The 20,261-nt window shown below is 61.1% G+C and carries 24 protein-coding genes; 21 read left to right on the forward strand and 3 right to left on the reverse strand.

Features of this window, described 5'->3' with window-relative positions:
- The first annotated feature begins 6 nt into the window (after positions 1 to 6).
- Complete coding sequence (locus tag BM403_RS24850) at positions 7 to 990, forward strand: S49 family peptidase (protein WP_015885437.1); 984 nt, start codon at positions 7 to 9, stop codon at positions 988 to 990.
- A gap of 72 nt (positions 991 to 1,062) precedes the next feature.
- Here the strand turns inward: BM403_RS24850 and BM403_RS24855 are convergent, their stop codons facing one another.
- A complete protein-coding gene (locus tag BM403_RS24855; protein ID WP_093545489.1) occupies positions 1,063 to 1,641 on the reverse strand; it encodes a Maf family protein in 579 nt (192 codons plus the stop codon).
- 105 nt (positions 1,642 to 1,746) lie between these two features.
- Here BM403_RS24855 and BM403_RS24860 point away from each other — a divergent pair, with 105 nt between their 5' ends.
- The 20 genes from BM403_RS24860 to BM403_RS24955 all read left to right on the forward strand — a co-directional run bounded on the left by BM403_RS24860 (position 1,747) and on the right by BM403_RS24955 (position 19,410).
- A complete protein-coding gene (locus BM403_RS24860; protein WP_015885435.1) occupies positions 1,747 to 2,277 on the forward strand; it encodes a YceD family protein in 531 nt (176 codons plus the stop codon).
- 13 nt (positions 2,278 to 2,290) lie between these two features.
- Positions 2,291 to 2,473, forward strand: coding sequence for a 50S ribosomal protein L32 (gene rpmF / locus BM403_RS24865; protein ID WP_003179396.1), 183 nt, complete (start codon positions 2,291 to 2,293; stop codon positions 2,471 to 2,473).
- Between the two features lie 4 nt (positions 2,474 to 2,477).
- On the forward strand, positions 2,478 to 3,488 hold the full coding sequence (plsX, locus tag BM403_RS24870; protein ID WP_015885434.1) for a phosphate acyltransferase PlsX: 1,011 nt from the start codon (positions 2,478 to 2,480) through the stop codon (positions 3,486 to 3,488).
- Positions 3,489 to 3,614: 126 nt separating this feature from the next.
- Positions 3,615 to 4,553, forward strand: a complete 939-nt coding sequence (fabD, locus tag BM403_RS24875) for an ACP S-malonyltransferase (RefSeq protein ID WP_015885433.1) — start codon at positions 3,615 to 3,617, stop codon at positions 4,551 to 4,553.
- Positions 4,554 to 4,583: 30 nt separating this feature from the next.
- Complete coding sequence (gene fabG, locus BM403_RS24880) at positions 4,584 to 5,327, forward strand: 3-oxoacyl-ACP reductase FabG (RefSeq protein ID WP_015885432.1); 744 nt, start codon at positions 4,584 to 4,586, stop codon at positions 5,325 to 5,327.
- 191 nt (positions 5,328 to 5,518) lie between these two features.
- Positions 5,519 to 5,755: an acyl carrier protein gene (gene acpP / locus BM403_RS24885; RefSeq protein ID WP_003175607.1), complete on the forward strand. Its 237-nt coding sequence runs from the start codon at positions 5,519 to 5,521 to the stop codon at positions 5,753 to 5,755.
- A gap of 129 nt (positions 5,756 to 5,884) precedes the next feature.
- Entirely contained in the window at positions 5,885 to 7,129 is a 1,245-nt protein-coding gene (fabF, locus tag BM403_RS24890) for a beta-ketoacyl-ACP synthase II (protein WP_015885431.1), read from the forward strand.
- Complete coding sequence (pabC, locus tag BM403_RS24895; RefSeq protein WP_093545492.1) at positions 7,129 to 7,944, forward strand: aminodeoxychorismate lyase; 816 nt, start codon at positions 7,129 to 7,131, stop codon at positions 7,942 to 7,944. The genes fabF and pabC overlap by 1 nt, the downstream gene beginning before the upstream one ends.
- 1 nt (position 7,945) lies before the next feature.
- Positions 7,946 to 9,079 carry an endolytic transglycosylase MltG gene (gene mltG / locus BM403_RS24900; RefSeq protein WP_015885429.1) on the forward strand — a complete coding sequence of 378 codons (1,134 nt, stop codon included), beginning with the start codon at positions 7,946 to 7,948 and terminating at the stop codon, positions 9,077 to 9,079.
- 19 nt (positions 9,080 to 9,098) lie between these two features.
- Positions 9,099 to 9,731, forward strand: a complete 633-nt coding sequence (tmk, locus tag BM403_RS24905; RefSeq protein WP_093545495.1) for a dTMP kinase — start codon at positions 9,099 to 9,101, stop codon at positions 9,729 to 9,731.
- Positions 9,724 to 10,713: a DNA polymerase III subunit delta' gene (locus BM403_RS24910; RefSeq protein ID WP_015885427.1), complete on the forward strand. Its 990-nt coding sequence runs from the start codon at positions 9,724 to 9,726 to the stop codon at positions 10,711 to 10,713. The genes tmk and BM403_RS24910 overlap by 8 nt, the downstream gene beginning before the upstream one ends.
- 63 nt (positions 10,714 to 10,776) lie before the next feature.
- On the forward strand, positions 10,777 to 11,562 hold the full coding sequence (locus tag BM403_RS24915; RefSeq protein WP_093545498.1) for a TatD family hydrolase: 786 nt from the start codon (positions 10,777 to 10,779) through the stop codon (positions 11,560 to 11,562).
- 494 nt (positions 11,563 to 12,056) lie between these two features.
- Positions 12,057 to 12,710: a TetR/AcrR family transcriptional regulator gene (locus tag BM403_RS24920; RefSeq protein WP_015885425.1), complete on the forward strand. Its 654-nt coding sequence runs from the start codon at positions 12,057 to 12,059 to the stop codon at positions 12,708 to 12,710.
- A 115-nt stretch (positions 12,711 to 12,825) separates the two neighbouring features.
- Positions 12,826 to 13,794: a GTP 3',8-cyclase MoaA gene (locus tag BM403_RS24925; RefSeq protein WP_015885424.1), complete on the forward strand. Its 969-nt coding sequence runs from the start codon at positions 12,826 to 12,828 to the stop codon at positions 13,792 to 13,794.
- A gap of 138 nt (positions 13,795 to 13,932) precedes the next feature.
- Positions 13,933 to 14,538, forward strand: coding sequence for a DUF4823 domain-containing protein (locus BM403_RS24930; RefSeq protein ID WP_015885423.1), 606 nt, complete (start codon positions 13,933 to 13,935; stop codon positions 14,536 to 14,538).
- Between the two features lie 16 nt (positions 14,539 to 14,554).
- Positions 14,555 to 15,115: a DUF1285 domain-containing protein gene (locus BM403_RS24935; protein ID WP_093545501.1), complete on the forward strand. Its 561-nt coding sequence runs from the start codon at positions 14,555 to 14,557 to the stop codon at positions 15,113 to 15,115.
- A 70-nt stretch (positions 15,116 to 15,185) separates the two neighbouring features.
- Positions 15,186 to 15,899, forward strand: coding sequence for a GntR family transcriptional regulator (locus BM403_RS24940; RefSeq protein ID WP_093545504.1), 714 nt, complete (start codon positions 15,186 to 15,188; stop codon positions 15,897 to 15,899).
- Positions 15,896 to 16,897, forward strand: a complete 1,002-nt coding sequence (locus tag BM403_RS24945) for an ADP-ribosylglycohydrolase family protein (RefSeq protein ID WP_093545507.1) — start codon at positions 15,896 to 15,898, stop codon at positions 16,895 to 16,897. Before BM403_RS24940 ends, BM403_RS24945 begins: the two co-directional genes overlap by 4 nt.
- 136 nt (positions 16,898 to 17,033) lie before the next feature.
- Positions 17,034 to 18,500, forward strand: coding sequence for a purine-cytosine permease family protein (locus tag BM403_RS24950; protein WP_015885419.1), 1,467 nt, complete (start codon positions 17,034 to 17,036; stop codon positions 18,498 to 18,500).
- Positions 18,493 to 19,410 carry a PfkB family carbohydrate kinase gene (locus BM403_RS24955; RefSeq protein WP_015885418.1) on the forward strand — a complete coding sequence of 306 codons (918 nt, stop codon included), beginning with the start codon at positions 18,493 to 18,495 and terminating at the stop codon, positions 19,408 to 19,410. Before BM403_RS24950 ends, BM403_RS24955 begins: the two co-directional genes overlap by 8 nt.
- Positions 19,411 to 19,470: 60 nt before the next feature.
- Here the strand turns inward: BM403_RS24955 and BM403_RS24960 are convergent, their stop codons facing one another.
- Together BM403_RS24960 and BM403_RS24965 are read right to left on the reverse strand one after the other, a co-directional pair.
- Positions 19,471 to 19,737, reverse strand: a complete 267-nt coding sequence (locus BM403_RS24960; protein WP_015885417.1) for a hypothetical protein — start codon at positions 19,735 to 19,737, stop codon at positions 19,471 to 19,473.
- A 51-nt stretch (positions 19,738 to 19,788) separates the two neighbouring features.
- Positions 19,789 to 20,121 carry a hypothetical protein gene (locus BM403_RS24965; protein WP_093545510.1) on the reverse strand — a complete coding sequence of 111 codons (333 nt, stop codon included), beginning with the start codon at positions 20,119 to 20,121 and terminating at the stop codon, positions 19,789 to 19,791.
- Between the last annotated feature and the right edge of the window lie 140 nt (positions 20,122 to 20,261).

Raw genomic sequence — 20,261 nt, forward strand, 5'->3', positions numbered from 1 at the left:
GATGGCATGAGTGACGAGTGGAAAGCGCCCGAAAAGGCTGAAAACGGTGATGACAAAAGCTGGAAGCTGCTGGAGAAAACCCTCCTGGCCAGCGTCCAGGAACAGCGTCGTGCGCGGCGTTGGGGGATTTTCTTCAAGCTGCTGACATTTGTCTGGTTGATTGCCATGCTGGCGTTGTTCAGCCCGCTCATGGACATGGAAAAAAGCGCGACCCGTGGCGCCCACTACACCGCCCTGATCGAAGTGCGCGGGGTGATTGCCGACAAGGAATCCGCCAGCGCCGACAACATCGTCAGCAGCCTGCGTGCCGCGTTCGAGGACCCCAAGGTCAAGGGCGTGATCCTGCGCATCAACAGTCCGGGCGGCAGCCCGGTGCAGTCGGGTTATGTGTATGACGAGATTCGCCGTCTGCGTGGCCTGCATCCGGATATCAAGCTGTACGCGGTGATTTCCGACCTGGGTGCTTCGGGTGCCTATTACATTGCCAGCGCCGCTGACCAGATCTATGCCGACAAGGCCAGCCTGGTGGGCTCCATCGGTGTAACGGCGGCCGGTTATGGGTTTGTCGGCACCATGGAGAAGCTGGGGGTGGAGCGCCGCACCTACACCTCGGGTGAGCACAAATCGTTCCTTGATCCGTTCCAGCCGCAAAAAGCTGATGAAACCCAGTTCTGGCAAGGCGTGCTCGACACCACCCATCGCCAGTTTATCGCCAGCGTGAAGCAAGGGCGTGGCGATCGCCTGAAAGATAAAGACCATCCGGAGCTGTTCTCCGGGCTCGTGTGGTCCGGCGAGCAGGCGTTGCCGCTGGGCTTGATCGACGGCCTGGGCAGTGCCAGTTCGGTGGCGCGGGATGTGATTGGCGAGAAGGAGTTGGTGGATTTCACGGTTGAGGAATCGCCGTTTGATCGGTTCTCCAAGAAACTCGGTTCGAGTGTGGCTGAGAAGCTGGCGCTGTACATGGGCTTCCAAGGCCCGACGCTACGCTGAAGTCTCAAGCCTGGTGTAGTTCCAAATGTGGGAGGGGGGAAGCCCCCTCCCACATTTGGTTGTGTGCTGTTCTTAGGGGATTTGCACGCCCTCTGCCAGCAGCATGTCTACCAGGCGAATCAGCGGTAAGCCGACAAGGCTGGTGGCGTCCGGCCCTTCGGTGCCCTGGAACAGGCTCACACCCAGCCCCTCTGCCTTGAAGCTGCCCGCGCAGTCATACGGCTGCTCGATGCGCAGGTAGCGCTCGATACGCTCAGCGTCCAGTTCGCGCATGTGCACTGTAAAAGGTACGCAGTCGACTTGGCAGTGCCCTGTCTCGCTGTTCAGCAGTGCCAGCCCGGTGAGGAAACTCACGCGTTTGCCGCTGGCAGCCAGTAACTGTTCGCGAGCATTTTCGAACGTGTGCGGTTTGCCGATGATCCGACCTTCCAGCGCGGCGACCTGGTCCGAGCCGATAATCAAATGCCTCGGATGACTGATGGCCAGGGCGCGGGCTTTTTGTTCGGCCAGGCGCTTGACCAGCTCGACGGCGGATTCATTTTTACGGTGGCTTTCGTCGATATCCGGCGAGCTGCAGATGAACGGCAGGTGCAGGCGGCTCAGCAATTCCCGGCGATAAACCGAGCTGGATGCGAGTAATAAAGGCGGCATGGGCGTCTCCTCAGGGCGGCAGCGGATTCTAGCGGCGTGACCGGCTGACGCACAGGGCTGAATTTCCTTTGACATGGCTGGGTGCATCCCTATAATGCTGCGCCTATGTTGAATGACCCGATTCCACCTCACGTTGACCCGCGCAAATTGGCTGATCGTGGCACTTCCCTTCAAGGTGAGTTGCTGTTGGCCGATTTGGAGAGACTCTGCGACCCGCTTTCCGACACCGTCGGTACGGTCCAGGCTAAATTCGTTTTTGAACGAGATGAACGTAAATCTGTGGTAATTCACAGCTTTATCGACACCGAAGTCAAAATGGTTTGCCAGCGTTGTCTTGAGCTGGTCACCCTGCCGATCCACAGCGAGTGCAGTTATGCCGTGGTGAAGGAGGGTGCGAATACCCAGTCGTTGCCGAAAGGTTATGACGTGCTGGAACTGGGCGAAGATCCATTGGATCTGCATGCACTGATCGAGGAGGAGCTTCTGCTCGCCTTGCCCATTGTGCCTGCTCATCATCCGGAAGAATGCCAGCAGCCGGAGGGGCTCGATGACGAGTCCGAACCGAGCGAGGACGAGGTAACGCGGTCCAACCCGTTCAGTGTATTGGCGCAGTTAAAGCGTGACCCAAACGTTTAGGAGTTAATCAATTATGGCTGTTCAGCAGAACAAAAAATCCCGCTCCGCCCGTGACATGCGTCGTTCGCACGACGCTCTCGAGGCTAGCACCCTGTCCGTAGAAAAGACCACCGGTGAAGTTCACCTGCGTCACCACGTATCGCCAGAAGGCGTATACCGTGGCCGTAAAGTGATCGACAAGGGCGCTGACGAGTAATCACTTGTCTGCTCTAGTCATCGCGATAGACGCAATGGGCGGGGACTTCGGTCCCCGCAGCATTGTTCAGGCCTGCATTGCCAGCCTGTCCGCCACACCCTCGCTGCACCTGACCCTCGTCGGTCAACCCTCCTTACTTGAAGAACTGATTGCCAGCCATCCGGCGGTGGATCGCGCGCGCCTGACGGTTACAGCGGCCAGCGAAACCATCGGTATGGATGAAAAGCCGGCGGCGGCCCTGCGTGGCAAGCCCGACTCGTCAATGCGGGTGGCCCTTGAGTTGCTGCGCGACGGCAAGGTGCAGGCCTGTGTCAGCGCCGGTAACACCGGGGCGTTGATGGCATTGTCGCGTTATGTGCTCAAGACGTTGCCCGGCATCGACCGGCCAGCGATGGTGGCGGCGATTCCGACGCAGAAAGGTTATTGCCAACTGCTGGACTTGGGCGCCAACGTCGATTGCAGTGCCGAGCACCTGTTCCAGTTTGCCGTGATGGGCTCGGTGGCCGCCGAAGCGCTGGGCGTAGCCCGCCCGCGGGTGGCCTTGCTGAATATCGGCACCGAAGACATCAAGGGCAACCAGCAGGTCAAGCTGGCGGCCACCTTGCTGCAAGGCGCGCGGGGTCTGAACTACGTCGGTTTTATCGAAGGCGATGGCTTGTACCGTGGCGAAGCGGACGTAGTGGTGTGCGACGGTTTTGTCGGCAACATCCTGCTCAAATCCAGCGAAGGCCTGGCGACCATGATCGCCACGCGTATCGAAGCGTTGTTCAGGCAGAATCTGGTGTCACGCATGGTGGGCGCCCTGGCGCTGCCGTTGATGCGCCGTCTCCAGGCTGATTTGGCCCCGGCGCGGCATAATGGCGCGAGTTTCCTGGGGTTGCAGGGCATCGTGGTGAAAAGTCATGGCTCGGCAGGCGTCGAGGGCTTTCAAAGCGCGATTGCGCGGGCCTTGATCGAGATCCAGGAGAACCTGCCGCAACGCTTGCATGGGCGTCTTGAGGATCTGTTGCCTTAGGCGAATCGGCCCGGGAGTGCTTAAATGTGACCGGCCAGTTCAATTGACCATCCAATCTGTCAGTTTCGTGCGCTCCCACCGTAGGAGTGCGCATTTTTGACGACCAGATCATTAGGGGCTTGTTACATGTCTACATCCCTCGCATTCGTCTTTCCAGGGCAGGGTTCGCAGTCCCTCGGCATGTTGGCCGAGCTGGGCGCGCAATACCCATTGATCCTGGACACCTTCAAGGAAGCTTCCGACGCTCTGGGTTACGACCTGTGGGCACTGACCCAGCAGGGGCCGGAAGAACAACTCAATCAAACCGATAAAACCCAACCGGCCATCCTGACCGCTTCGATCGCCTTGTGGCGCTTGTGGCTGGCGGAAGGCGGCGCGCGCCCGGCATTCGTCGCCGGTCACAGCCTGGGCGAATACAGCGCCCTGGTGGCGGCGGGCAGCCTGACCCTCGGTGAAGCGGTCAAGCTGGTCGAGCGTCGTGGTCAACTGATGCAGGAAGCCGTTCCGGCCGGGCAGGGCGGCATGGCCGCTATCCTGGGCCTGGACGATGCCGTGGTGATCGAAGCCTGCGCCGAAGCGGCCCAAGGCGAGGTCGTCAGCGCAGTGAACTTCAACTCCCCTGGCCAGGTGGTGATCGCCGGTGCCAAGGCTGCCGTTGAGCGTGCCATCGAAGGCTGCAAGGCGCGTGGCGCCAAGCGCGCATTGCCGTTGCCGGTGAGCGTGCCATCGCACTGCGAGTTGATGCGCCCGGCGGCCGAGCGTTTTGCCGAGTCCATCGCCGCCATCAACTGGCAGGCGCCGCAGATCCCGCTGGTGCAGAACGTCAGCGCGGCAGTGGCCGCCGACCTCGAGACCCTCAAGCGCGATCTGCTGGAACAGCTCTACAAGCCCGTACGTTGGGTTGAGTCGGTCCAGACCCTGGCTGCCAATGGCGCCACCGAGCTGGTCGAGTGCGGCCCGGGCAAAGTCCTGGCCGGCCTGAACAAACGCTGCGCCGACGGTGTGTCGACCGCTAACCTGAATACCCCGGATGCCTTCGCTGCCGCTCGCGCGGCACTGGCCTGAACCCTGATCCCGAACTTAGGAGAAGCCTGCATGAGTCTGCAAGGTAAAGTTGCACTGGTCACCGGCGCTAGCCGTGGCATTGGCCAGGCGATCGCCCTGGAGCTGGGCCGTCAGGGCGCCGTTGTGATCGGCACCGCCACTTCCGCCTCGGGCGCCGAGCGTATCGCCGCGACCCTGAAGGAAAACGGCGTGCAAGGCACCGGTCTTGAGCTGAACGTGACCAGCGATGAGTCCGTGGCTGCGGTATTGGCCGAGATCACTGCACAGTTCGGCGCACCGGCTATTCTGGTGAATAACGCCGGTATCACCCGCGATAACCTGATGATGCGCATGAAAGACGACGAGTGGTACGACGTGGTCGATACCAACTTGAACAGTCTGTTTCGCCTGTCCAAGGGCGTTTTGCGTGGCATGACCAAGGCGCGTTGGGGCCGAATTATCAATATTGGCTCCGTAGTGGGTGCCATGGGCAACGCAGGCCAAGTAAACTATGCAGCCGCCAAGGCCGGTCTGGAAGGTTTCAGTCGTGCATTGGCGCGTGAAGTCGGCTCGCGGTCGATTACGGTCAACTCGGTGGCCCCAGGGTTCATCGACACCGATATGACCCGCGAACTGCCGGAAGCACAGCGTGAAGCCTTGCTGACGCAGATTCCGCTGGGCCGTCTGGGCCAGGCTCAAGAGATCGCGAATGTGGTCACTTTCCTGGCATCTGACGGTGCGGCATACGTGACTGGGGCTACAATCCCGGTGAACGGCGGGATGTACATGAGTTAAATTGTGACGGATCGCTTCAAAAAAATGTCATACGAGCTGTCTAAAATCCGTTATAAAGCTGCAACTTAATTTATAGGCAGGTGGCCGACCGGGTACAGGGTGAAGCTTTCAGTTGAAAAGCTGAAATGGCTTTCTATACACTTACCCACTGGCCAGCTGCCTGAATTTGTCCATTAGGAGTTAAACAAGGTATGAGCACCATCGAAGAGCGCGTCAAGAAAATCGTCGCCGAGCAACTGGGCGTTAAAGAAGAAGAAGTGGTCAACACTGCTTCCTTCGTAGAAGACCTGGGTGCCGATTCCCTTGACACCGTTGAGCTGGTGATGGCTCTGGAAGAGGAATTCGAGACCGAAATCCCGGACGAAGAAGCTGAAAAAATCACTACTGTTCAAGCTGCTATCGACTACGTTACTAGCCACCAGGCGTAATAGTTTGTAGTCGTCGCTTGCTGTCAGGGAAAAACCGCACTGCTGTAACGGCGTGCGGTTTTTTCTTTAAGCGCTGATGAAAAGTCGGTTCTGATGCAAAGTGTCGTCATCAAGAAAAAGGAGAGTGCTGTGTCGCGTAGACGCGTCGTAGTCACCGGTATGGGTATGTTGTCGCCACTGGGCACGGATGTGCCGAGCAGTTGGCAGGGCATTCTGGCTGGCCGCAGTGGTATTGGTCTGATCGAACACACGGACCTTTCTGCCTATTCCACCCGTTTTGGCGGCTCGGTAAAGGGTTTTAATGTCGAGGAATATCTCTCGATAAAAGAGTCCCGCAAACTCGACCTGTTCATTCAATACGGCCTGGCAGCCGGTTTTCAGGCAGTGCGTAACGCCGGCCTGGAAGTCACCGACGCCAACCGTGACCGCATTGGCGTGGCCATGGGTTCGGGTATTGGCGGTTTGACCAATATCGAAGAAACCAGCCGCACCTTGCACGATTCCGGCCCCCGTCGAATTTCACCGTTCTTCGTGCCGGGTTCGATCATCAATATGATTTCCGGTTTCCTGTCCATCCACTTGGGCGCACAGGGACCTAACTACGCCATTGCCACCGCCTGCACCACCGGTACGCATTGCATCGGCATGGCGGCGCGCAACATCGCCTATGACGAAGCCGACGTGATGATCGCCGGCGGCGCCGAAATGGCGGCCTGCGGCCTGGGCATGGGCGGCTTCGGCGCGTCCCGTGCGCTGTCGACCCGCAACGATGAGCCGACCCGTGCCAGCCGTCCGTGGGACAAGGGCCGTGATGGCTTCGTATTGTCCGACGGTGCCGGTGCGCTGGTGCTGGAAGAGTTGGAACACGCCAAGGCGCGTGGCGCCACCATTTACGCCGAGCTGATCGGCTTTGGCATGAGCGGTGACGCCTACCACATGACCTCGCCACCGTCCGACGGTGCCGGTGCTGCGCGTTGCATCACCAACGCCCTGCGCGATGCGAAGGTCAACCCGGACCAGGTGCAGTACATCAATGCCCACGGCACCTCGACCCCGACGGGCGACCTGGCGGAAGCCGAAGCCATCAAGTCGGTGTTCGGCGAGCACGCGTACAAGCTGGCGGTCAGTTCCACTAAGTCCATGACCGGCCACTTGCTGGGCGCGGCGGGCGCGGTTGAAGCGATCTTCAGCGTCATGGCCATCAAGGATCAGGTCGCTCCGCCGACCATCAACCTGGATGAGCCGGACGAAGGTTGCGACCTGAACTTCGTGCCTCACGAAGCGCAGCCCATGCCGATCGACGTGACAATCTCCAACTCGTTCGGGTTTGGCGGTACCAACGGTTCCCTGGTGTTCCGCCGGTTCGCCGAGTGATGCACAGCTGGGTCGACGGTCAGCCAGCGGACAGCGTGCCTCTGAAAGATCGTGGCCTGGCGTATGGCGATGGGCTGTTCGAGACCCTCGCCGTCAAGGCCGGGCAGCCTGTGCTGCTCGACCGCCACCTGCAACGCCTCGAAGAGGGGTGCAGGCGCCTCGCTTTGGTTGCGGATCAGGTGCTGATCCGCAGCGAAGTGCTGGCCTTTGCTGCCGCCCTCGGCGATGGCGTTCTCAAATTGATCCTCACCCGTGGCGACAGCCTGCGCGGTTATGGCATTACCCCTGGCGCCCCGGCGCGCCGTATCTTGCAGGGCAGTCCGCCCGCTACCTATCCCAATGCCCATGCAGCCGACGGCATCCGCCTGTTTGCCTGTGCTACCCGCTTGGCTGAGCAGCCGTTGCTCGCCGGCCTCAAACACCTCAATCGCCTGGAACAGGTGATCGCCCGCGCCGAGTGGCAGGATGCCGAGCATGCCGAAGGCTTGATGCTGGATGTGTCTGGACGCGTCATCGAGGGCGTATTCAGCAACCTGTTCCTGGTGCGCAACGGCTTGTTACTAACCGCCGATCTGAATCGTTGTGGGGTTGCCGGCGTGATGCGCGCCGAGATTCTGGCCCAGGCGCAAACCCTGGGCGTCCCGGTGGCCGTGGTCGACATCAGCCTTGAGCAGTTACAGCAGGCCGATGAAGTCTTTGTGTGCAACAGCGTTTATGGCATTTGGCCGGTGCGTGGGTGCGCTGCGATGAGCTGGCCGGTTGGGCCGCTCACCCGTAAACTGCAGGGCATTGTTCGCGCACTATTGGGTATTTGAGTTGATACGAAAACTGGTTGTACTGCTGCTGATCGCCTTGTTCTCGGCGGCTTTGCTGTTGGGCTATTCGGCCTGGAAGTTCGATTCTGCCTTGAAGCAGCCCTTGAACCTGACCCAGGAGCAATTGCTCGATGTACCGGCGGGGGCGACCCCTACCGGCACCTTCAATCGCCTGGAAGCCGACGGCGTGCTTGAAGGCGCTTTCTGGTTGCGCCTGTACTGGCGCTTCAACCTCGACGGCCAGCCATTGCACAGCGGCGAATACCGCATGACACCCGGTATGACGGCGCAGGGCTTGATCGGCCTGTGGCAGCGCGGTGAAGTGGTGCAATACAGCCTGACACTGGTGGAAGGCTGGAACTTCCGCCAGGTGCGCTCGGCCCTGGCCAAGCATGAAAAGATCGTGCAAACCCTCTCGGGCCTGACTGACAGCGAAGTGATGGACAAGCTCGGTCACCCCGGCGTATTTCCCGAAGGGCGGTTCTTCCCGGATACCTATCGTTTTGTGCGGGGCATGACCGACGTCGAATTCCTGAAAAAAGCCTATAACCGCCTGGACGATGTCCTCGCCCAGGAGTGGAGCAAGCGCGCCGCCGATGCGCCCTACACCGACCCTTATCAAGCGCTGATCATGGCCTCGCTGGTGGAGAAAGAGACCGGCGTGCCTGAAGAGCGTGGGCAGATCGCCGGGGTGTTTGTGCGTCGCCTGAAGATCGGCATGTTGCTGCAGACCGATCCGACGGTCATCTACGGCCTGGGCGAGCGCTACAACGGCAAGCTGACCCGCGCTCACCTCAAGGAAGCCAACCCCTACAACACCTACATGGTCGCCGGCCTGCCGCCGACGCCCATCGCCATGGTCGGTCGCGAGGCGATCCATGCCGCGCTGAACCCGGTGCCGGGCAGCAGCTTGTATTTTGTCGCAAGGGGTGACGGCAGCCATATTTTCTCCGATGACCTGGATGCGCATAATGCCGCCGTGCGTGAGTTCCAGCTCAAGCGCCGCGCCGATTACCGCTCCAGCCCGGCGCCGGTGGTGAAACCTGCGGAAGATGCAGCACCATCGGCCGATGCGCCCGCCGAACCGCCGGCTGCTCCTGTGCCGGACACCGCCGCACCGCAAAGCCCGCAATGACTCTGACTAAGGACTGCCTGTGACTGGCTTGTTTATTACCCTGGAAGGCCCCGAAGGCGCCGGCAAAAGCACCAACCGCGATTACCTGGCCGAGCGTTTGCGCAGCGAAGGCATCGAGGTGGTGTTGACCCGCGAACCGGGTGGTACGCCACTGGCGGAGCGCATCCGCGAAGTGCTGCTGGCGCCGGGTGAAGAACAGATGAACCCGGACACCGAGCTGCTGCTGGTGTTTGCCGCGCGCGCCCAGCACCTGGGCGAAGTGATTCGTCCGGCCCTGGACCGTGGTGCCGTGGTGATTTGCGATCGCTTTACCGATTCCACTTACGCCTACCAAGGCGGTGGCCGCGGCTTGTCCCTGGCGCGCATCGCCACCCTGGAAACCTTCGTCCAAGGCGATTTGCGCCCTGACCTGACGCTGGTGTTCGACCTGCCGGTGGAAGTCGGCCTGGCCCGTGCCAGTGCCCGTGGCCGTCTGGACCGTTTCGAGCTGGAAGGCCAGGCTTTCTTCGACGCAGTCCGTACCGCGTTCCTCACACGCGCCGCCGCCGAGCCTGAGCGTTATTACCTGCTGGACGCTGCCCAGCCGTTGGCCCACGTGCAGCAAGCCATCGATGCGTTGTTGCCGACCCTGCTGGAGCGCGCCCGTGGCTGAAGCCTACCCGTGGCAGGATAGCCTGTGGCAACAACTGGCCGGCCGCGCCCAGCACGCGCACGCCTACCTGTTGCATGGGCCGGTGGGAATCGGCAAGCGTGACCTGGCCGAGCGGCTCATGGCCAGCTTGCTGTGCCAGCGTCCGGTCAACCTGGAAGCCTGCGGTGAGTGCAAGTCGTGCCTGTTGCTCAAGGCCGGCAGCCACCCGGATAACTACGTGCTGGAACCCGAGGAAGCCGACAAAGCGATCAAGGTCGACCAGGTGCGTGACCTCGTCAGCTTCGTGGTGCAAACCGCGCAGATGGGCGGGCGCAAGGTGGTGCTGATCGAGCCGGTGGAGGCGATGAACATCAACGCCGCCAACGCGTTGCTCAAAAGCCTGGAGGAGCCGTCCGGCGATACCGTGTTGTTGCTGGTGAGTCACCAGTCCAGCCGTCTGTTGCCAACTATCCGCAGCCGGTGCGTGCAGCAGGCGTGTCCGCTGCCGAGCGAGGCCATGAGCCTTGAGTGGCTCGGGAAGGCGTTGCCGGACTGCACCGAGGACGAGCGCGTCGAGTTGCTGACGCTGGCCGCCGGCTCGCCGTTGGCGGCGGTGAAGCTGCAAGCCCAGGGCGTGCGTGAGCAGCGCGCGCTGGTGGTGGATGGCGTGAAGAAACTGATCAAGCAGGAAATGTCCGCCACCCAATTGGCAGAAACTGCCTGGAAGGACATTCCCTTGCTGTTGCTGTTCGACTGGTTTTGCGACTGGTCGAGCCTGATCCTGCGTTACCAGCTGACCCAGGATGAAAACGGCCTGGGTCTGCCGGACATGCGCAAGGTGGTGCAGTACCTGGCGCAGAAAAGCGCCCAGGACAAAGTCCTGACTATCCAGGACTGGATCCTCGCGCAGCGCCAGAAAGTGCTCGGCAAGGCCAACCTGAACCGCGTGCTGCTGCTTGAAGCGCTGCTGGTGCAGTGGGTCGGTTTGCTCGGCCGCCGTTAATTTCCGTGGCCGGCGGGTGTATCGTCGGCCAGACACTTTTCGTGACTGAAGTTGTAGATACCTATGCTCGTAGATTCCCATTGCCACCTTGACCGCCTCGACCTGGCCCAGCACGGCGGTTCCCTTGATGCCGCGCTCGAAGCCGCACGCCAGCGCGGGGTAGGGCACTTCCTGTGCATCGGCGTCAGCGCCGAAAACGCCGCCGACGTTAAAGCCCTCGCCGAGCGTTATGCCGATGTGGATTGCTCGGTGGGTATCCATCCGCTGGACCTCAAGCCCGGCGAAGCCCCGGCCCTCGACTGGTTGCTGGGCGAACTGAACCACCCGCGCGTGGTGGCCATCGGCGAAACCGGCCTGGATTACCACTACGAACCCGAAGCCGCCGAGTTGCAGCAGGCGTCCTTCCGCCTGCACCTGCAAGCCGCCCAGCAGACCGGCAAACCGGTGATCGTCCACACCCGTGGCGCCCGTGCCGACACCCTGACCTTGCTGCGCGAAGCCGCGCTGCCGCAGGCCGGTGTGTTGCATTGTTTTACCGAAGACTGGGACATGGCCAAGGCAGCCCTGGACCTGGGGTTCTACATTTCGCTGTCGGGCATTGTCACCTTCCGCAACGCCGACGCCCTGCGCGACGTCGCACGCCAAGTGCCGGCCGACCGTCTGCTGGTGGAGACCGATTCGCCGTACCTGGCGCCGATCCCCCATCGCGGCAAGCCGAACTTGCCGGAGTATGTGCGCGATGTGGCGGAGTACCTGGCGATGCTGCGCGGTGAGTCCTACGAGCGCTTTGCCGAACAGACCACCGAGAACTTCAAGCGTCTGTTCCCGCTGGCTCACGTCGCCGGCTGACGCACAACCTTCAAAAGCCGACAAGCCCGCTCACTACAGCATTGTGTGGATAACTAAATCGCAGGCAAAAAAAACCCGGGTTCTGGGGGGGCGAATCCGGGCTAAGACCATTAGGAGTAAAACAAGGGCACGCGGTCCGTTGGTACCCAGGTCGGCGCTTCACTTGGGGGAGATGTCACGCCGACAGTTGAAGTATTGATCAGTATCCGATTCAGTCCAGTCGCGACTGGTCGTTTTTTAAACAGATTTGGAATACGCGCGCTTCGCTTGAGTTCTCATCAGGCCGGTGCACGGGTGCGGTTTTTGCGTGTTATTTCTGACTGATATCAATGAAAACGTTGGCGTGCTGAAAGTAAAGTGCATTCCGGGTTCACATAGACATTGCCCAACGACCGTTCAGTCGGGATAATCCCTCGCATCGGGTAAATCGTATCGTCACGTATCCGTGGCCTTGCGTAACCCTCCCTCTATCGACCTCTGCAGACCTCTTACTCATGCACAAAGAACCCCGTAAGGTCCGTGAGTTTCGCCGCCGTGAGCAGGAAATTCTCGACACCGCACTCAAGCTGTTCCTCGAACAAGGTGAAGACAGCGTCACCGTCGAGATGATTGCGGATGCCGTGGGTATCGGCAAAGGCACGATCTACAAGCACTTCAAGTCCAAGGCCGAGATCTACCTGCGGCTGATGCTCGACTACGAGCGCGACTTGAACGAACTGCTGCATTCGGCCGACGTCGACAAGGACAAGGAAGCCCTGTCCCGCGCCTACTTCGAGTTCCGCATGCGCGACCCGCAGCGCTACCGCCTGTTCGACCGCCTGGAAGAGAAGGTGGTCAAGGGCCACCAAGTGCCGGAAATGGTCGAGGAACTGCACAAGATCCGCGCCTCGAACTTCGAACGCCTGACGCTGCTGATCAAAGGCCGCATCAGCGAAGGCAAGCTGGAAGACGTGCCGCCGTATTTCCACTACTGCGCCGCGTGGGCGTTGGTGCACGGCGCCGTGGCGCTGTACCACTCGCCGTTCTGGAGCAATGTGCTGGAAGACCAGGAAGGTTTCTTCCAGTTCCTGATGGACATCGGCGTGCGCATGGGCAACAAGCGCAAACACAGTTCCGAGCAGCCACCGCTGGAATCGCCGTCCACGTAATGATTTGCTGCCACGCGTAGTACCCCAGGAATATACTCAGGCATGGACTCTTGCTAAAAGCTGATTTATCAGTCAGCTTTTAGTGCGCCCGAATCATCCTCTGCCGGAGTGATCCATGATCGTTGATCGTCAAGGCAGGCGTTTTCGCAATTTGCGGATCAGCCTGACCTCAGCCTGTAATTACGCGTGCACCTACTGCGTGCCTAATGGCAAGCGGCTGGTGGCTGCCCAGGACGAACTCTCGGCCGAGGCCATGGCCCGTGGCGTGGAATACCTTATTGAAGCGGCCGGCATCGACCGCCTGCGCATCACCGGCGGTGAGCCGTTGGTCAGCCCCAAGCTGGAAGCCTTCATGGGCGCAGTCGGGCAGATGGGCCTCAGTGACATCAGCTTGACCACCAACGGCCAACTGCTGGCGCGCAAGCTGCCATTGCTGGTGGAGGCCGGGATCAAGCGCATCAACGTCTCCCTCGACACCCTGGACCCCGACGCCTTCCGCAGCATCGCCCGTGGCGGCGACCTGGCCACCGTACTTGATGGCATGGACCAGGCCCGTGCCGCCGGGATCAAGATCAAGGTCAACATGGTGCCGTTACGCGGCCAGAACCTCGACCAAGTCATGCCGCTGCTCGACTACTGCCTGGAGCGTGGCTACGAGCTGCGTTTTATCGAGCTGATGCGCATGGGCCACCTGGCCAAGGATTCCAACGCGTTCCTGCAGCAATTTGTCAGCCTGCAGCAACTGTTGAGCCTGATCGGCGAGCAGTATGAATACCTGCAAGCCAACGCTCCCGTGGACGCCACCGCGGTGCGCTACGAAGTGCCGGGCAAGGGTTTCTTTGGTGTGATCGCTAACGAAAGCGTGCCGTTCTGCCGTACCTGTTCACGGTTGCGGTTGTCGTCCACCGGTTGGCTGCACGGGTGCCTGTCGTCCAGCAACCGTCACTATGTCGGCGACCTGCTGGACAAGCCGCGCCATCAAGCACTGCCGGCGCTGCAAGGTCTGTTGATGAAGGCTTTGGGTGACAAGCAGGAAGTAGCGTTCTCGGGCGGCGCCACGATCATGAAAATTATCGGCGGCTGACCCACCCCCAAGACAACACACTACCCAGTGTGGGAGGAGGCCCCTCCCACATTTGTCATATGTTGCTACCAAATGGCGCAAAACCTGCATCTCACGCCCATTCGCCGGTTTTCCGTCACCGGCTTCTGGAGGATTAGGATGCGTAGTCTGGTTTTGTTGCTGGTGTCGTTGACGCTGAGTGGTTGCATGACCGTCAGCGATATGGCCGAAGGCACCCGTTATCAGATGAGTGACGCCGGCTTGCTGGACCACAGCGATACCCGTCGCACCGCCTCGATTCGCGTGCAGCCGGACTCCTTTATCTTTATTGCCCAGGGCGCCTTCGTACCACCGGGCAGCGCCTATCCGCGCCCGAACGTGGTGGCCGAGGAAGCCTTCAACGGTTTTGTCGAATATTTCCCCATGGTGCGCCGTGCCCGCCAGCCGGAAGGCTTGGAACAGGCGATGGCCGAAGCCCGTGCGGCGGGCGCTCACTACCTGCTGTACTGCCGCTTCGCCAAGGCCGATGACCGCATCGGTAACGCGGATGAGTGGGCCGATCAGGAAGCCCTCGACCGCGTTGGCCTGGACAGCGGTGTCATCCAGATCATGTTGATCGAGACCAGCACCCAGTATTTGATTGATACTGCACGTATTCGCAGTCGTGGCGGTTTACTGACGTTCCACGATAACAAGCCAGAAGATTTGATTGCCCGTCCGCTGGCGCAGTACGCCCGAGGCCTGCTGGGGATGAGCAATCAATAAGCACCAGGAGAGCACCATGACCGATTCCGCCAAGGCCAACGACTTGTTGGCCCAACTGCCCAAAGGCAAAGGACCGGCGCCGGTGCACCTGTGGAACCCGGACTTCTGCGGCAATATCGACATGCGTATCGCCCGTGATGGCACCTGGTTCTACCAGGGCACGCCGATCGGGCGTAAGCCGATGGTCAAGTTGTTCTCCAACATCATTCGCCGCGATGGCGATGATTACTTTCTGGTCACTCCCGTAGAAAAAGTCGGCATCGCCGTCGATGATGCGCCGTTTGTCGCCGTTACTCTGGAGGTAGAAGGGCAGGGCGAAGGTCAGTTGCTGCGTTTCACCACCAACGTGGACGATCAGATCGAGGCTGGCCTGGAACACCCGCTGCGGGTCGTGATTGACCCCGTTACCCAGGAGCCTGCCCCTTACCTACGGGTGCGCACCAACCTTGAAGCCTTGGTGCATCGCAATGCGTTCTACCAGTTGGTGGAGCTGGCGGTGAGCCGTCCGATCAACGGTCAGAACTGGCTCGGCGTCTGGAGCGGCGGGGCGTTCTTCCCCATCGGCCTGGAGCCCTGAAGTCGGTTTTTTCTTTTTCCTGAAATAATTTGCTTGCTGCCAACGGGCGCTTTCGGTTATCAATTTGTACATGATTAGACATGTTCGATTTGATAAGAAAAAACGCGTCGTCGACGAGCTCATCCGCCGTATCGAGGGTGGGGTGATGGCCGACGGTGTCCTGCTGCCGGGCGAGCACCAATTGGCCGAAGAGTTCGCGGTCAGTCGCGGTACCCTGCGCGAAGCCCTCGCCGAGCTCAAGCGGCGCAATTACATCGCGACCCAAAGCGGCGTCGGCTCCATCGTCACCTTTGACGGCATGGTGCTCGACCAACGCAGCGGCTGGGCCCAGGCCCTGGCCGACACCGGCGCGCGGGTGAACACCGACATCCTGCGCCTGGAAGCGGTGACCCGCCCGGAACTGTTCAGCCGTTTCGGCAGCGACCAATTCATTGCGCTCGACCGCCGGCGACGGACCACTGATGGTACGGCCGTGTCCCTGGAGCGCTCGCTGATGCCGGCTTCCGGTGGCTTGGAAAGCCTGCCTCGGGTTGGCCTGATCGACGATTCCCTGACCATCACCCTGGCCGCCTACGGCTACGTTGGCGCCGAAGGTGACCAGTGGATCGGCGCCGAACCGCTCAGCGACGAAGACGCCGAGTTGCTTGGCCGCCCCGCAGGCACGGTGTTCCTCAAGGCCTCGCGTACGACTTACGACCGTCGCGAGCGTTTCATGGAATACGTCGAAAGCTTGCTCGACCCGCTGCACTTTCGCCTGCACCTTCAGTTTGGACACTCGAAATGATCCCGCACAATCGCGCCCTCGGCGCTTTCTACGGCTTGGCGTTGGGCGATGCCCTGGGCATGCCGACCCAGTCCCTGAGCCGCGAACAAGTCCGAGCGCGTTTTGGTGCCATCACCGGCCTGGAAGATGCCGATGCCGACCAGCCTATCGCGCCCAACATGCCGGCGGGCTCCATCACCGATGACACCGAGCAGGCGATCCTGGTCGGCGAATTGCTGGTGGAAGGCCAAGGCAAAATCGAACCCACCGTGCTCGCCCAGCGCCTGATCGACTGGGAAGCGGTGATGCGCGCCAAGGGCTCCCAGGACTTGCTCGGCCCCTCCACCAAACGTGCGATCGACATGATCCTCGCCGGGCACACACCGGAAGAATCCGGGCGCTACGGCACTACCAACGGCGCAGCGATGCGTATCACCCCGGTAGGCATTGCCGCCGATGTCAGCGACCCGGTGCAGTTTATCCAGGCGGTGATCCAGGCGTGCCAAGTCACCCACAACACCACATTGGGCATCTCCAGCGCTGCGGCGGTGGCGGCGGTGGTCTCGGCCGGTATCAACGGCGTGGACCTGGGCGAAGCGCTGAACATCGGCACGCACGTCGCGCAGCAGGCGGAAGGCCACGGTCATTGGATCGCCGGTGGGCGGATTTCCACCCGCATCAGTTGGGCGCGGACCTTGAGCGTCGGCAGCGGCGATAAAGCCCTGTTCGCCGACCTGCTGTACGAACTGATTGGCACCTCCGTGGCTTCCCAGGAGTCGGTGGTGGTGTCGTTTGCCCTGGCCCAGCAAGTGGCGGTGGGCGAGATGAATGCGTTCGAAGCACTGTGCCTGGCGGCCAGTCTTGGCGGTGACACCGATACCATCGCCGCGATTCTTGGCGCCATGCTCGGTGCGTGCCTGGGCATGCAGTGCTGGCCTGAGGCGATGATCGAACAGGTCAAGCAAGTCAATGGCCTGGATGTGCAGCCGTTGGTTCAAGCGTTGCTCAAATTGCGATAAGCGCCGCAGGCAAACATGTGGGAGCGAGCAAGCCCGCTCCCACATTCGATAGCGTCGAGTCATGGAGACCGAATAGACATTTCGCTTTGATTCTCTGCCACAACCACAACAATACAGGCACCAGGAGCACCCCATCATGAGCAGCACCTCTTCCGGCCAAAGCGCCGGGCAATTGGAAACGCGCGGCATCGAACCGGTCCCTGAGGCCGAGTGCAACGGTCATCCGTTGCAATTGTTCTGGGTGTGGTTCGCGGCCAACATCAGCATCCTCGGCTTGCCGCTTGGCGCAACCCTGGTCGCGTTTCGTGGCCTGGCCATCTGGCAGGCCGTCATCGTCGCGATCCTTGGCGCCGCCGGTTCTTTTGCGGTGGTGGGCATCATCTCCATCGCCGGCCGTCGCGGCCGTGCCCCGAGCCTGACGCTGTCCCGCGCCATCTTCGGTGTGCGTGGCAATATCGGCCCGACGTTGGTGTCGCTGATGTCACGGCTGGGCTGGGAAACGGTCAACACCACCACCGCCGCCTTTGTGCTGCTGTCGTTGTGTTCGATCCTGTTCGGTTCACCGGTAGAGGCGAAAAGCGCGCCGGTCCTCACGCTGATCTTCATCGCCATCTTTGTGTTGCTGACCCTGTCCGTTTCCGGCCTGGGCCACGCGACCTTGCTGGTGATCCAGAAGTGGGCCACCTACGTGTTCGGCGCCTTGAACATCCTGGTCGGCGGTTTCCTCTGCGCCACCATCGATTGGAGCGCAGTGTTCAACGCTACCCCGGCACCGCTCAGTGCGATGATCATCGGCGTCGGCACCATGGCCGCCGGTACCGGTATTGGCTGGGCCAACGCCGGTGCCGACATGTCGCGTTACCAGCACCGCAGCGTCAAGGCGGTGCGTCTGGTGGCGTCGGCCGCGTTTGGTGCGGGCATTCCGCTGGTGTTGCTGATCACCCTCGGCGGCTTGCTGTCGGTGGGCAACAATGACTTGGCCTCGGCCACCGACCCGATCATCGCGATCCGCGACATGCTGCCGACCTGGATGGCGGTGCCGTACCTGATCACCGCGTTCGGCGGGCTGCTGCTGTCCAACAACCTGTCGGTGTACTCGGCCGGCCTCACCACGCTGACCCTCGGCTTGAAGGTCAAGCGCGTGCATGCGGTGATCGTCGACATCGTGGCGATCTTCGCCGGCTCGATCTACTTCATGCTGATCGCCGACAGCTTCTACGGCCCCTTCATCACCTTCATCTCGCTGCTGGCGGTGCCGATTACCGCGTGGGTCGGTATCTTCGTGGTCGACCTGATCCACCGTCACTACTACAGCCCCAAGGACCTGCTGGACGTCAGCCCCAGCAGCGCCTATTGGTATCGCGGCGGCGTGGAGTGGCGTGCGTTCGGCGCCTGGGCCGTGGCGATCGTGTTGGGTTTCAGCTTCACCACCATCGGCACCACCGCCGAAAACATCTGGTTCGCCGGGCCGTTGTCGGACTCCTGGCTGGGCCACAACGGCCTGGGCTGGATCGTCACCTTCCTGGTGGCCGGCGGGATTTATGCGGTACTGGGCGGTGCGTCTGACCGTCGCCCGGCTTTAGTCGAGAGCGCTAATGTCTAGATTGCTGCACACCGGCCAGGTCATCGTCGACCTGGTCATGGCCCTCGATACCTTGCCCGCCACCGGCGGCGACGTGCTCGCGCAATCGGCCAGTTTCGAAGCCGGCGGTGGCTTTAACGTAATGGCCGCCGCGCGGCGTAATGGGTTGCCGGTGGTCTACCTGGGGCGACATGGCAACGGGCGCTTCGGCGACCTGGCGCGAGCGGCGATGCAGGCCGAGGGCGTGGAGATGGCCCAGGCGCCCAGCACGGATAAAGACACCGGCTTGTGTGTGTCGCTGACCGAGGCCACCACTGAGCGCACGTTCATTTCCCATATCGGCGCCGAAGGTGATTTGAGCGCCGAGGACTTGGCGGGCGTGCTGCCGCAATCGGACGATTATGTGTACGTCAGCGGCTACAGCTTATTGCTGGAAGGCAAGGCACAGGCATTGCTCGATTGGCTCTTGGCGCTACCGCGTGACATCACTGTGGTGTTCGACCCGGGGCCGTTGGTCAAGGCACCGGATTCGGCGCTGATGGTGGCGTTGTTGCCGCGTATTGATATCTGGACGAGCAACGGTCCGGAAGCGCTGGCGTTTACCGGTGCGCGTACGGTTGCGCAGGCGCTGGTCGATCTCAATCGTCACCTGCCCGCAAACGCTTTGCTGGTGGTGCGTGATGGGCCGAACGGTTGCTGGGTTAGCCGCGAGGGCCAGGCGGAACATGTACCGGGCTTTAAGGTGAGGGCGGTAGACAGCAACGGCGCAGGGGATGCCCATGCCGGTGTGTTTATCGCAGGGTTGGCCAATGGCCTGGCACCCGCTCAAGCGGCACAGCGGGCGAATGCGGCGGCGGCACTGGCCGTGACGCGTTGGGGCCCGGCCACGTCCCCTGGCACCGCCGAAGTCGACGCTCTACTCGAGCAGTAAATACAGTCGAGAAATGTGGGAGGGGGCAAACCCCCTCCCACATTTAGCTCATTAGAAAGGCTACTGGCTGGTTTCAGACTCCAGCTTGCGCGCCTCATCCACACCCGACGCGGTCAGCTTGATCGGCAAATTCAACGCGTATTCACCGGCGTCGTCGGTGGTCACATGCCCATCCTTGATCAACCCGCGGTCTTGCAGAAATGCCAAGGCACTGGCGACCACTTTCTCTCCGCGGTAGTTATCCAGCACCTCCTTGCCCAACCCATGGGGATGAGCGTGCAGCAGGCGGGTGAGGACTTCTTTTTCAAGGTCTTTGTCGACGTTCATGCGTACCTCTTCACTGGGAAATGATCGGGTGTTCGTCTTGCGTGCGATGAATCAAGGTGCAGGTTGTTTTGGCGCACCTGGGACGTTGGAATCATCGCCCTTGTTGATGTTCGGCTGATTGATCGCAGGGCCCATCTTGCCGTTGCCGACGGCGGCAGGCGCCTGGCGCTGGGTGTCATTGCCCTGGGTGCGAGGATCGGCGCCCGGTTGGATAATCGCGCCACCGTTGGTGTCGAGGCCCGTGCCCATGGATTTCTGCGATTCGGTGGTGGCATCAGGCGTTGGATCGGTCGTTCCGGTGGTCGAGCTGGCGGCAAAGGCGCTCAGCGACGCAGCAGACAACAGACCGGTGAGGGCGAGGGCAGCAAACTTGGAATTTTTCATGAGGGTGTCTCCATATGATTAATGTCCTTACCTACTATTGGTCAGCCCTGGTTTCGTGTTCGTGCCTTGATGGCGACGAACGGTCTTGTGTCTCCTGTAAGATTTTGTGTGTCGGTGACCACGAAATTGCGCTGCAACTC

This window comes from Pseudomonas sp. OV546, from assembly GCF_900116845.1.
Classification (GTDB): Bacteria; Pseudomonadota; Gammaproteobacteria; order Pseudomonadales; family Pseudomonadaceae; genus Aquipseudomonas; species Aquipseudomonas petroselini.